The organism is Mesorhizobium sp. M1050, from assembly GCF_040318715.1.
Classification (GTDB): Bacteria; Pseudomonadota; Alphaproteobacteria; order Rhizobiales; family Rhizobiaceae; genus Mesorhizobium.
On sequence record NZ_JAMYMV010000037.1, the window covers coordinates 12,735 to 25,643 of the forward strand.

12 protein-coding genes are annotated in these 12,909 nt (G+C 62.9%); 1 reads left to right on the plus strand and 11 read right to left on the minus strand.

All coding sequences use genetic code 11. The features are described from left to right. The 10 genes from NKH57_RS19930 to NKH57_RS19975 all read right to left on the minus strand — a co-directional run bounded on the left by NKH57_RS19930 (window position 1) and on the right by NKH57_RS19975 (window position 10,458). A complete protein-coding gene (locus tag NKH57_RS19930; protein WP_352946465.1) occupies window positions 1–315 on the minus strand; it encodes a MocE family 2Fe-2S type ferredoxin in 315 nt (104 codons plus the stop codon). A gap of 17 nt (window positions 316–332) precedes the next feature. Beyond that, the gene (locus NKH57_RS19935; protein ID WP_352946468.1) at window positions 333–1,415 is read right to left on the minus strand and encodes a fatty acid desaturase family protein; all 1,083 of its coding nucleotides are present in this window, start codon (window positions 1,413–1,415) and stop codon (window positions 333–335) included. Between the two features lie 49 nt (window positions 1,416–1,464). Beyond that, window positions 1,465–2,646: an aldose 1-epimerase family protein gene (locus NKH57_RS19940; protein WP_352946471.1), complete on the minus strand. Its 1,182-nt coding sequence runs from the start codon at window positions 2,644–2,646 to the stop codon at window positions 1,465–1,467. Between the two features lie 58 nt (window positions 2,647–2,704). After that, window positions 2,705–3,619 (minus strand): sugar phosphate isomerase/epimerase family protein, encoded by a 915-nt coding sequence (locus NKH57_RS19945; RefSeq protein WP_352946474.1) that lies wholly within the window; start codon window positions 3,617–3,619, stop codon window positions 2,705–2,707. Between the two features lie 55 nt (window positions 3,620–3,674). Further along, window positions 3,675–4,760 (minus strand): Gfo/Idh/MocA family protein, encoded by a 1,086-nt coding sequence (locus NKH57_RS19950; protein ID WP_352946477.1) that lies wholly within the window; start codon window positions 4,758–4,760, stop codon window positions 3,675–3,677. A gap of 35 nt (window positions 4,761–4,795) precedes the next feature. Then, window positions 4,796–5,857 carry an ABC transporter ATP-binding protein gene (locus NKH57_RS19955; protein WP_352946480.1) on the minus strand — a complete coding sequence of 354 codons (1,062 nt, stop codon included), beginning with the start codon at window positions 5,855–5,857 and terminating at the stop codon, window positions 4,796–4,798. 1 nt (window position 5,858) lies between these two features. Beyond that, window positions 5,859–6,950 (minus strand): ABC transporter ATP-binding protein, encoded by a 1,092-nt coding sequence (locus NKH57_RS19960; protein ID WP_352946483.1) that lies wholly within the window; start codon window positions 6,948–6,950, stop codon window positions 5,859–5,861. Then, window positions 6,947–7,906, minus strand: a complete 960-nt coding sequence (locus NKH57_RS19965; protein ID WP_352946486.1) for a carbohydrate ABC transporter permease — start codon at window positions 7,904–7,906, stop codon at window positions 6,947–6,949. Before NKH57_RS19965 ends, NKH57_RS19960 begins: the two co-directional genes overlap by 4 nt. Further along, window positions 7,903–8,763, minus strand: coding sequence for a carbohydrate ABC transporter permease (locus NKH57_RS19970; protein WP_023760990.1), 861 nt, complete (start codon window positions 8,761–8,763; stop codon window positions 7,903–7,905). Before NKH57_RS19970 ends, NKH57_RS19965 begins: the two co-directional genes overlap by 4 nt. 81 nt (window positions 8,764–8,844) lie before the next feature. Further along, complete coding sequence (locus NKH57_RS19975) at window positions 8,845–10,458, minus strand: extracellular solute-binding protein (protein ID WP_023760991.1); 1,614 nt, start codon at window positions 10,456–10,458, stop codon at window positions 8,845–8,847. A 336-nt stretch (window positions 10,459–10,794) separates the two neighbouring features. Here NKH57_RS19975 and NKH57_RS19980 point away from each other — a divergent pair, with 336 nt between their 5' ends. Continuing rightward, the gene (locus NKH57_RS19980) at window positions 10,795–11,823 is read left to right on the plus strand and encodes a LacI family DNA-binding transcriptional regulator (protein ID WP_352946489.1); all 1,029 of its coding nucleotides are present in this window, start codon (window positions 10,795–10,797) and stop codon (window positions 11,821–11,823) included. 59 nt (window positions 11,824–11,882) lie between these two features. Here the strand turns inward: NKH57_RS19980 and NKH57_RS19985 are convergent, their stop codons facing one another. Further along, window positions 11,883–12,902, minus strand: coding sequence for an aliphatic sulfonate ABC transporter substrate-binding protein (locus tag NKH57_RS19985; protein ID WP_352946492.1), 1,020 nt, complete (start codon window positions 12,900–12,902; stop codon window positions 11,883–11,885). Between the last annotated feature and the right edge of the window lie 7 nt (window positions 12,903–12,909).

Below are 12,909 nucleotides of genomic sequence, written 5' to 3' on the forward strand. Positions count from 1 at the left end.
TCAGCCGATCTCGATCATGACCTTGCCAGCTTCGATGCGCACTGGATAGATCTTGAGATTGACGCACACCGGCGCGCCTTTGGCGACACCTGTCTTGTAGTTGAAGCGGCCATTGTGCTTAGGGCATTCGATGATGTCGTCCATCACCAGCCCGTCGGCCAGATGTGCCTTCTCATGCGTGCAATAGCCGTCGGTGGCGAAGTACTCGTCATCGGGACTGCGATAGATGGCGAAAGTGCGTCCGCCATGATCGAAGCGGATGACGTCCTCTTCCTCGATATCGTCGACGGCGCACGCTTCCACCCAGTCGGCCATCTCTGTCTCCTGCAACTCTATTCCGCCGCCGCCGGAACGGTCAGCGCGTGGAACTCCTCGCGGTACGGCCGTGCCGTCGGCGGCAATTCGCGCTTGAGGAAGTAGTCCTCGTACTGGAGCTGCTTGATCAGCACCGGCCAGACCTCGCGATAGGCATGCCACATCGATGGATTGGGCTCCGGCAGGTCATGCTTGATCAGTTCGTGCAGCTTCGGCAGCGCATGATAGGGCACCATCGGGAACATGTGATGTTCGACATGGTAATTCATGTTCCAGTAGATGAAGCGGCTGATCGGGTTCATGTAGACGGTGCGCGTATTCAGCCGGTGGTCGGTGACATTGTCGGCCAGCCCGATATGCTGCAGCAGGCCGGTCAGCACCATGTGCCAGCTGCCATAGAGGCGCGGCAGGCCTATCAGCACCGGCGGCAGGAACGACCACAAAAAGAGCGCCAGCGCGATCGCCGCGACATAGATGGCGATATGCCAGCGCGCGGCGGTGACCACCTTGCGCAGCTCCATCTCGGGGATAAAACTCTTCTCGTCGGGCGAGATGCTGCCGAACGCATTGCGCACCAGTGTGGGCAGCGAATAGCGGAAATCGAGAATGCCGGTGAAGGCAAGCGCGGCGCGCAAGAGGTCCGGCGGACGCATCACAGCGATCTCGGCATCGCGGCCGACGATGATCGTGTCGGTGTGGTGGCGGGCATGGCTCCAGCGCCAGGTCACCGGATTGCGCATCAGCATGAAACTGGCGATCTGGTAGACGACATCGCTCATCCAGCGGGTGCGGAAGGCGGTGCCGTGGCCGCACTCATGCCAGCGCGAGTCGCTGGAGGACCCGTAGAGCACGCCGTAGACGAGCAGGAACGGCACCACCCACCACGTGCCCCAGAACCAGATGATACCGGCGGCGGAGCCCAGTATGGCTGATGTCCAGATGATCGTGTCGCGGATCGCCGGCCCGTCCGAGCGCTGCATCAGCTCCTTCATTGCCTTGCGAGGAACGTCGGTGTGGTACCACTCGGCCGAGGCCAATCCGGTCTCGATCGCGATGCGTGTGCTTTCGCCGACCAGGCTGTAGTCGCGCTTTTTTCCCATCACATCGACCTCCGATTTCCGACCCGCCAGCCGGAGCATTCGCTTCGCATCATGACCTGCCCGCCAGTCTCGGAAAGTTGCCCGACGGCGCAGGATAATCCTGTTGCGGTTGCCTGGTGATCGAGACGATCCTCCGTTCGGCGGCGGCGATCGCGCCGGCGCCGTCGATCACCCGGAATACCGCATCATAAGAGCGGCCTTCGCCATGCTCCAGCCAGATCATCTCGCCACGCTCGCGCGCCGCGAGATTGCCGAGCACATGATGCGTCGAGGGTTCGATACCCAGCGCATATTGCCCGGCCTGGAAATTCTGCCATTCATAGGCGCAAGGCAACTGGTCCTTGCGGGTCACGACCTCGAAGCCAAGTCCGAGACGGTCGTTGACAACAGCGACTGGCACCTCGCCATTGCCGTCCGCCGCCATGTCGTGCTGCCAGACCTGTTCGCTGAAACCCAGTCGCGGCGCCGGCACTGTGCGGTAGCCGACCTTCTGCGCCTCGTAGCGCTCGCCATCATGGCCGGCCCAGACGACGTCGCGGATCGGCGCCAGATAGCGCGCGCCCTCATCGAGCAAGGGGTGGCTGACATTGACATGGTAGAAATACATGTGCGGCGTACGGTTGAAGCCGTGATTGACCACGCGGTCCGACAGCCGGATCTCATTGCCGCCGACATCGGCCTCGATGCGCCGCAGCAAATGCAGGTCCTCGCCGAACACCGCCGATTGCTGGACGATGCCTTCGGCCCACAGCACACAGCGGTCGCCGTCCCAAGCCTCGCCATAACCGGTCAGCCGCGCCGGAATGGTGCCGACGCGGCCGTGCAGCGAATGCACCACGGTCTTCCTGCCCGGATAATTGTAGCTATCGACCGGCACTTCCTCCCGGCCCAATATGTGGTCGAGGCCGCAGGTGACCAGCAGCCCGGAAAAAGAGCGCGCCCAGGCGAGCCCTCCTTCCCCCTCATAGTCGTGCAGGCCGGAATGACGAAAGCCGCTCGGCGAATGCCAGCCGATCGCCTGTCCCCTGAAGTCGCAGTCGGCGATATCGAGTGCCCGGTCGACCAGCGCGGTGAAGCGCAGGCCCGAGCCGGTACGGAACTCCAGCATGCGGATGCCGCGTTCCACCCCGTCGCCAAGCGTCATCAGCCGCACGCCGGCGAATTGCGAAAGCATGCCCGAGCGTTCCGAGACCTGCCGGCGCGAAAGCGTCTTGCCGTAAAGTTCTACCATGTGACGGCCGCTTTCTTCACTGCACTGTCGTCCCATCAATCGGCTGCGCTAACCACCGTCACAGACCGTTGGCGCGGAACTTCCCGTCGAGGAATTTCTTGGCGCGCGGCACGTCGTCTTCCGAGAGGTGCTCGATGATGACCGGGATGTTCGGATGCTTTTGCGCCAGCCGCTGGAGGTAGAGGTCGTAGTTCAGCGACCCGAGGCCGGGTGCCGGCAACTCGATCTCACCGACGCCACGGAACGTGTGGCTCTCCAGCGCATCCTCGTCGCCGATATCGGCGTGCTTCTCGGACTTATCGCCGCCCGAACGCTTGACGTCCTTGGCGTGGGCTATCCTGATCTTGTCGGTCAGCGTGTCGAACACCTGGTTCAGGATCTGGTCCATCCTGTCGATGTTGTGCGTCTCGAAATAATTGGTCGGATCCATCAGAAGGCCGAGGCCGGGATGATCGACCTGCGCGAACATCTTCACCGTCTCCTCGACCGAGCCGACGACGTTGTTGACATAGGTCTCAAGCAGGAAGACCGCGCCGTGGTCATAGGCCGTCTGGGCAAGATCAGCGACCACCTTGCGGCATTCCTCGAAGCCTTCCTCGGTCTTGTTCTTGGGGTGATGCACCCAGTCGGATTCGGTGTTGTAGGTGCCGGTTTCCGAGATCACGTAAGGGGAGCCGAAATGGCGGGCGTTGCGGATGATCTCCTTGAGGTAGCCGACGCGCCTGTCGCGCTCGGCCTTGTCTGGATGGATGATGTTGGTGTAGCCCGACACGCAGCAGACGGGCAGATTGTGGTCGCGGAAGACGTCGCGCACCGTCTTGGCCTTGTCCCTGGTGATCTGCCCGGCCGACAGGTCGACATCCTTGAAATGAAGGTCGAGCTGCACCGTGTTGAAACCGAGCCCGCGGATCTTCTTCGCCGTCTCTTCGAGACCGTACGGGAAATAGCCCGTGAAAATACCTGCCTGCATCATGGTGTGAATTCCTCCCTGTAAGCGATTCAGTTGTCTGGCATTTCAGTTGCGGTGATCAGGTAGCGATCTCGGAAAGCTTGACGGTGCGGCCCTCATCGATCGAGCGGTAGCCCGCCTCGACCATCGCCATGGTCTTGACGTTGTCGGCGACCGACAGCGCTGGCGGCGTGCCGGTCTTCACCGCGTGCTGGAGCTGTTCCATCACGCCGATAAAGGCATGCGGGAACCACATCGTGTCCCAGCTCGGGCTGATCCATTCGCCGCCGGTGGTTTCGGTTGAGGCATAGGTCAGCGTCGAGGCAGCACCTGTCGGCCATCCGATAGTGCCCTTGGCGACTCCCTTGGTGCCGTCGACACGCCAGTTGATATGCTGGTCGTCCTTGTAGCCATCCTGGCGCGGACCGGACCAGACATCCTCCAGCGACACGGCAAGCACGCCGGAAGGGAAGCGCAGCGTCGACACGGTGATGCCGTCGGAGTGGTCGAATTTCGTGCGCGGATCCTTGCGCGTCAGCGTGGTGATTTCATCCGGGTCGCCGAACAGAAAGCGCAGCACATCGAGGTGGTGCACGCTCATATTGGCAAGCGTCAGCCGGTCGTAGTCCTCCAGGAAGCTCTGCCAGTGCGGGATGGCGTGCATGTCGATCTGCGCGAAGACGATGTCGCCCAGCGCACCGCTGTCGATGATCTGCTTCAAGACGCGCATCGACTGGTCGTAGCGCATGTTCTGGTTGACCGAGAGGATCTTGCCGGCCTTGGCCGCCTCGTCGCGCAGCTTGACTGCTTCGTCAACCGACAACGCCAACGGCTTCTGCGCCAGGATCGCCTTGATGTGCTTCTGCTTCAGCGCGTGCCGGATCAGCGCCGGCTGCTGGTCGGGCGGAAAGGCAAGATCGATGATCTCGACACTCGTATCCTCGATCAGCTGCTCCGGTGTATCGTGCACCGTCCCGATGCCCCAGCGGGTCGCCACCTTCTCGGCACTGGCCCGGGTGCGCGAGGCGATCGCCACCACGGGGAAACCAGCTTCCTTGTAGGCAGCGAGATGGCACTCGGCCATGATCATGCCGGCGCCGACGCAGCCGATCCGGTATTCCTTGGTGCGGACCTTCACGTCCGGCTCGAAGCCCTTGTGTGCCATCTGATCCTCCCGAGACTCTTTCCTTGCGGCCGCCGTCATCGTGCCAGCGCTCCCCCGCTCTGTCCGAAATAATGCACGCGGGCCGGCTCGCAGGATATCGCCACCATCGCGTCCGGCCGGATGTCAGGCTGCCCGCGCAGCAATGCCTTTAGCCGCGCCTGCCCGGCAGCGAGCGTCACCACGGTGTAGCCGCCAAGCGGCTCGACCTCGAACACCCGCGCCGGGCGGCCCAAGCCCCCATCCGCCCACGCTGTAACCTTGATATCTTCCGGCCTGAGCCCAATCTCGACGGTATCGGCGGGAGCAGTCTTGTCGGCAATGCGGATCGTGCCTTCAGCCGCCTCGACGCGGCCTTCGCCGCGCGCCGATTTCAAGATGTTCATCATCGGCGAGCCGAGCAGCCGCGCCACATAGGTGCTGGCCGGATGATCATAGAGTTCGGCCGGTGCACCGATCTGCCTGATCCTGCCGTCCTCCAGCATTGCGATGCGGTCGGCGACCGACATCGCCTCTTCCTGGTCGTGCGTGACATAGATCAGCGTCTTGCCGAGCTCGCGCTGGATGCGCTTCAGCTCGACTCGCGTTTCTTCGCGCAGCCTGGCGTCGAGCGCCGAGATCGGATCGTCCATCAGATAGGCGTTGGGATCGCGCACCAGCGCACGTGCGATCGCCACGCGTTGCCGTTCGCCGCCCGAAAGCTGTCCCGGCGGCTTGTGCAGGATATGGCCGATATGCAGCTTCGCCGCGACGTCGGCGACCCGCCTTTTGATGTCGACCTCGGCGACCCGGCGTTCGACCAGGGGGAAGCGGACATTGTCGAGCGCACTCATATGCGGGAACAGCGCCAGGTTCTGGAACACCATCGCCACGTTTCGCTCGGCCGGCGACACAGTGTTGACCGGTCTGCCGCCGATCAGGATTTCTCCCGAGTCTGGCGTCTCCAGCCCTAGCACCAGACGCAGGATGGTCGACTTGCCCGACAGCGGCGGCCCGAAGAAGCAGAAGAACTCATTGTCGTTGACCGTGAATGAAGCGTCGTCGACGGCGAGCGTATTGCCGTAGCGCTTGGTCACGTTGCGAAAGACGATATCGGCCATCTCAACCTGCCTTGATCGCAAGGCCGCTGGCGGCGTCGAAGACGCGCACCGACGACGCGGTGGGTGCGACGATCGCGGTGTCGCCGATCGCCAGGCCGACATCATTGTCGAACACTGTCTTTACGGCAGCCTCGCCCTGCCCGAGATGAACGATGGTGCGCGCCCCGATCCGTTCGACGAAGGTGACCTGCATGGCGAGACCCTGACCATTCTCCACCAGCGTCGCCTGTTCCGGCCGGAATCCGTAAAGCACTTCGCCGCGCGCGCCGCGCATAGCCGCCGCGAGATCGCTCGGTAACGGCGGGGTGATGCCCGACGGCCCGAGATCGATGACCAGCCCGCGGTCGCTTTCCGCGGGTCTTCCCTTGAGCAGGTTCATGCCCGGCGCGCCGATGAAGCGGGCGACGAAGACATTGGCCGGATCGTTGTAGACCTCGAGCGGCGTGCCGACCTGCTGCAGCACGCCATGATCCATGACCGCAATGCGGTCGGCCATGGTCATCGCCTCGAGCTGGTCGTGGGTGACGTAGACCATGGTCTGGCGGAACTGGCGCTGCAGCTGCTTCAGTTCGGTGCGCATGACCGCCCGGAAAGCAGCATCGACATTGGACAGCGGCTCGTCGAGCAGGAAGATCGCCGGCTCCATGATCGCCGAACGGCCGATCGCCACCCGCTGCAAGATGTTGACCGACAGCCGGTCGGCCTTTCGGTCGAGCAGCGGCGTCAGTTGCAGCATTTCAGCGATCGCACCAACACGGCGGTCGATCTCAGCTTTCGCTGTACCGTGCATCTTCGGCCCGTAGGCGAGGTTCTGGCGCACCGTCATATGGGTGAAGATGGCATAGTTCTGGAACACGAAGCCGACGCCGCGCCGCCCCATCGGCACGCCGGCCATGTCGCGCTCGCCAAACAGGATCTTGCCGCCGGTCGGTTCCTCCATGCCGGCGATCATGTTCATCGTCGTCGATTTGCCGCAGCCCGACGGCCCCAGCAGCGCCATGAACTCGCCGTCAGATATTGCCAGGTCCATGGTCTTCAGCGCCGTGAAGTCGCCGAATTTCTTGACCAGGTTCTGCAGGTGAATGGCGCTCATGCCGGCACCTCGCGTGCCCGCGCCATGCGCTTCATGGCGAACACCGCGACGATCGAGAGCACGATCAATATGGCCAGTGCGATCGCCGCCACATAGCCCCAGATCAAATCCTGAGTGGTGAGCTTGTAGATATAGACGGAGATGGTTTCGGTGGCGACGCCGGGGCCACCGCCGGTCATGATGTAGAGCGTGTCGAAGATCTTGAAGTTCTCGATCACCCTTATCGCCAACGCGATGATGATGATCGTCTTCATCTTCGGCAGCACGATGGTGACGAAGCGCTGCCACGGATTGGCGCCGAGCAGCGTCGCCGCCTTGATCTGGTCCTCCGGCACGCCGACCAGGCCGGCGAGCAAGATGAGGAACATAAGCGGCGTCCACTGCCAGATGTCGGCGACCATGACTGCAATCAGCGCCAGCGTCGGGTCCGACAGCCAGGCGATGGTGACAGTCGAGCCGGTAAGCGACGACAATATGTCGTTCACCGGACCGCCCGACTGGAACAGCATGAAGAACATGTAGCCGGCCACCGCCGGCACCACCATCATCGGCATCAGCAGGACCGAGTAGAAGATACGCTTGCCCGGAAAGTCGTCGGCAAACAGCGTCGCCAGCGCCAGCCCGAGCAGGAACTCCGCCGGCACGCAGACGATCATGACGATGGCCGTGCGCTTCAACGCGCTCCAGAAGCGCGCATCGGCGGCAAGGTCAGTGTAGTTGGCAAAGCTGTTCCACAGCGACCAGGCATTCCACCAGCCAAGGCCCGACAGCGGCGACCAGTCGGTCACGCTGATGTACAGTTGCATCAACAGCGGGAAGGCCGAGATGAACAGCACCAGGATCTGCGCCGGCAGCGTCAGGCGGAAACCCAACCTTGCGCCCTCGTCGTGCGAAACCGGCCTTGCTCCGACGGTCTTCATTTCGTCCTTCAAGATCATGGCAGTCACCGCGCTCATTGTTTGAGCGCCCCGAATGTCAGCCCGCGCACCAGATGGCGCTGGATGGCGATGCCCATGATGACCGGCGGCACGGCAGCGATCAGGCCGAGCGCTGCCTTGGCGCCATAGAGCTGCCCGGTCATCGAGGACGACAACGAAGCCATGTAGACCGGGATCGTCACCCATTCGCGCGTCGTCAGAAGCAGCGCGATCAGATAGTCCGACCAGTTGAGGATGAAGACGAAGAGCGCGGCACTCGCCAGCGGCGCGCGCATCATCGGCAGCGTGATGCGGGTGAAGACGCGCAGCCGCGAACAGCCTTCGACAAGGGCCGCCTCCTCGATCTCGCGCGGCATGTCGTCGAAGAAAGTCTTCATCAGCCAGAAGGCGAAGGGCAAGGTGACGATGCCGTAGATCAGCGCCAACCCCCACCAGCTGTCGGTGAAGTTGAGGAAGGCCCACATGATCATCACCGGGATCATGACCGCCATCGGCGGAAACAGCCGCAGCTGGATCAAGGCCAGCGGCAAGTTCTGGCCGGAGCCGAAACGCGACAGGCCGTAAGCCGCGGCAGTGCCCGCCGACATGGCGATCACCGTGCCGAAAACCGCCGACAGCAGCGATGAGAGGATCGGCTTCAGCGCCGTGTGGTCGAGCGCGACGATCAGATTGTTGGTCGACTCGCCGAACACGAAACGGAAATTGCTGAGCGTCGGGTTCTTCGGCCACCATGTCAGGTCGGCGCCGGTCGCCGACCATTCCGCGATCGGCTTGAAGGCCATCGACACCATCCACAGGATTGGCACCAGCGTCACCGCCATGGTGGCGAAGATCGCGGCGTAGCGGAATATCTCGAAAGGAATCGAACGCTTCATCTGGCGGCTTTGCTGGTGGCGTTGTGGGCGGAGGGGAGAAGCACGCTCCTCCCCTCCTTCGGTGTGATCCAGGGAGACGGATCAGACGATTGGATCAAGAACAGTCGGCCAGGCCTCCTTGTTGGTCTTGATAGCTTCGAGCAATTTGTCCTCGCCGGTGCGCCGGGCGATCTTCTTCCACTCGGCCTCGGTATCGGCCATCGCCTGCTCCGATGTCTTGGCCTTGGTCAGCGCCGCCATCAGGTTCTCGTCGAGCGCATTGTGGAAGGCTGTCGCGCCCGGATAGTTGATGGTCGGCACGGTGCGAGCCACCGTCTCGCGCACCACGTCCATGTGGTAGGCATGATAGGTCTGGCGCACCAGCGGATCGGAGAAATCGGATAGCCGGAACGGGTCCAGGTAACCACCGGGGTTGGCGCTCATCCATGCGTAGATGCGGGCGGAACCCAGCCACTGCAGCAGGAGGTAGGCGGCCTCCTGGTTTTTCGACTGCGCCGAGACCATGCCGGTAAGCGAGAACCAGAGCACGGAACGGCTGATCAGCTTGCCGTCTATCTCGCGCCCGGGCGGCAGCATCGAGCCGATCTTGCCGGTGACAGCCGAATCCTTGTTACCGACATTGTCGAGGAATTTCGGCAAGTTGGAAAAGGCGCAGGTCATCGCCGCGCCGCCCTTGGCGAAGTTGCCGTATTGCTCGGGCCAACCCCAGGAGATCGCATCCGGCGAATGATGCGCGAGCGAAGCGACATATTCGTTGGTCGCCGCAATGCCTTGTTCCGAATTGATCATCGGCTTGCCGTCGTCGCCAAACAGGAACTGGTTGGGCGAGGCCATCGAGACGTAGCGCTGATACCAGTTGGTGTAGCCCCAGCCTTGGTTGCGCAGATCGGTCGAGCCGAACAGGCCCTTGTCCGGGCGCTGGAAGAAGGCGGCGATATCGCCATGCTGCTTCCAGGTTCTCGGCGGGGCCAGATCGTAGCCGTATTTGTCCTTGAACGCTTTCTTCTCGGCTTCGTCGCCGAACAGGTCTGCGCGGTAGACCCAGGTCTGGAAGTCGCCGTCCAGCGACACGCCATAGTTCGAGCCGCGGTATTTGTTGAGCAGCGATACGCCCTTGGCGCCGTTGACATAGCCGTTCGTGGGATCGTCCCACTCGGGCTTGTGCTGCGCGACGAAGTCGTCGAGCTTTGCGATGCCGCCGGTTTCGGCGAGGTCGCCGAGGCGGTTCCATTCAGTCGAATAGATGTCGTAGGCCCCACCCTTGGTGGAGATGTCCTGCATCGTCTTGGTGAATTCCTGGCCGTTCGGCAGTCCGACGATTTCGATCGGAATGCCGGTCTCCTTTTCCCACAGATCCTTGATCGAGGGCGCGCCGGCCGGGAATGGCTGCGTGAGCTGGCCGATCGAGCCGTCGGACAGGCCGAGCACGATCTTGGCCGGCGCCTTGCCGGCCCCCTTTAGCGCCTTGGCCGCCTCGATCGCGCGGCCTTCCGGCGTTTCGGCGCTATACTGATAGCGCTCGGCCCCATCGAAGCCCGTCGGGCCGCCGATCATGCCCGGCGCCAGCGCGTCGGCCGCATAGGCTCGGCCGGGACGAATGAATTGCGGCGCAATGCCGGTGGCGGCCACGATCACGGCCGCCTTTCCTCCGGACGCCAGCAAGCGACGCCGCGAGATGCGGATCAAATTGGACATTGAAACTCCTCCCTTAGGGCCACGTTTCCTCCACGACCCTGTGAGGGATATTGACGGCAGCATGGGAAGCCTGTCAACATCATAAGTAGTCAAAACACATCACAACATCGCAAATAGGGTGGGGAAATGCGCAAAACCGGGATCTACAGGTCTCTTCTGATGCCTCGATTTGAGGGGAAACGGCTGCTCCCGGCGCCGCGCAGCCTTGCCGGACGAGCTGATTTAGCGCGGCGGCTTGCGCATCGGCTAAGGGCGGATACATCATTTCCCATCAGAATCGCGGACGGCGCGAAAGCCGTCGCCAGCCGACCTGACGCATGCAGGAGATGAAAGACGGTGCGGTCCACCCTGACTGACATAGCCCGGGAAGCCGGTGTCTCGGCCGCCACGGTCGACCGAGTGCTCAACAACCGCCCCGGCGTGCGGGCGCGCACGCGAGAAATCGTGCTCGAAATGGCGCAGCGGCTTGGCTACATCGCCGAAAGCCCGAACGGGGCGCCACCGCGGCATTTGCAAGGTGATGTCATCCGGCTCGATTTCGCGCTGCCCGCCGGCACCAATTCCTTCATCAAGATGCTGCACCGCCAGATCGAGGCGCAGGCGCAGTTACGGCCCGACCTCGATGTGCACATCGCCACCATCGAAGGGTTCAACCCGGACGGCCTCGCCCGCCTGCTGCAGGACTTACGCGGACAGACGCAAGGCGTTGGCGTCATTGCGCTCGACCACCCGACGGTGCGCGAGGCGATCCGCTCGCTGTCGGCCAACGACATCAAGGTGGTGACCATCGCCTCCGACATCCTGCATGTGCCCAGGGTCGCTTATATCGGCATCGACAACCGCGCAGCCGGGCGGCTCGCCGGCTATCTGCTCAGCCGCTTCATGGGACCGGGACGTTCGGGTAAGGTAGCGCTGTTCGCCGGCTCGCTGTCCTATCGCGGCCATGAGGAACGCGAGATGGGGTTCCGCCATATCCTGACAGAGGAATCGCCCAATCTGCAGATCGTCGAAATGCGCGAAATGCTCGACGACCGCGAAAAGGCCTATTCGGAGGCATCCGCCCTCCTGGAGCGGCATCCGGACCTTGCCGCGATCTACAATGTCGGCGCCGGCAACACCGGCATCGCCCGCGCGCTCAAGGAGCGCGACCGCGCCCGGTCCATGGTCTTCCTCGGCCATGAGGTGACGGACGGCACCAAGGATCTTCTGCTCGACGGCACGCTCGACGCGGTCATCGACCAGAACCCACGCGTCGAGGCCCGCGAAGCGCTCAACACCCTGGCCCATGCGGTCAGGGGGTTGCCCTACGAACTGCATCAGCCAAGGCTGCAGGTGATCTTCAAGGAGAATATCCCGGAGATCTGACGGACCGAACGAGCGGCGCGGCGCGCCAAAAGGCGCCCGCCCCGCTCGGTCTTTCCGGTCTACTGGACGGCAGCGACTTCCGCGGCAGCACCATCGACGAAGCTCTTGTCGATCCACTTGCCGTAGTCGATCGAGCCCTTCAGCAACCCGGCGTTCGCCATGAATTTTTCCTCGCCCTGCAAAGCGGTGATCGCATCGTCGGTGAGCTTCGGGTCCTGGTGGAACACGCCGTCGGCATAGGTCTTGCGCACGGATTTTTCCGACGACTTGGTCGCCTCGACAAAGGTCTTGATCGTTTCGTCGGGGTGCGCGTCGGCCCAGCGCGAAATCTCGATATCGACCTTGAGCAGCCGCTTGACGAGATCTGGGTATTTCGACGCGAAGGCGCCGTTGACCGAGATGACGTTGGGCACGTTCCATTCCGGATGCGTGCCGGTGTCGAACAGCACGCGCGCCTCGCCGGTGTCGACCAGCTTGGCCGCCGTCGAATCCGTCTCGACGATGGCGTCGATGTCGCCGCGCAGCAGCGCCGGACCGGACGCCTCGAAAGGCAGGTTCAACCCTTCGAGATCATTCGTGCTCAGGCCGACGCTGTTCAGCGCCTTGCTGAAATTCGAATGCCGCACCGTGCCGGTGAGATAGGCAACCTTCTTGCCCTTGAGATCCTGCAGCGTCTTCAGCGGCGAGTCGGCTTTGACGATGATGTAAGAGCCGCCTGCCTTCACGTAGCTCGACACACCGATCAGCTTGACGTCGGCACCGGACGCCGCGACGCGCAGCGCCGGATTGTTGCCGGTGTAGGTGAACTCGATCGCGCCGGTGGCCAGCGCCGTCGTCGCCTCCGAGCCGCCATTGAAGGTCACCAGCTCGACCTTGATGCCGTCCTTGGCGAATTCCTTCTCCCACCAGCCGTCCTTCTGGGCGAGAATGAACTTGAGGTGTCCGGGCGCCGTGCTGCCGATGCGGATGACATCTGGCTTGTCCTGCGCAAAGGCAGGCATGCCGCCAAGGCCGACGACGACAGCAATGGCGCCCTTCAGGAGCAGCCGGCGAAATCCGTCGAACGAGATGCTGGACATGGAAAAT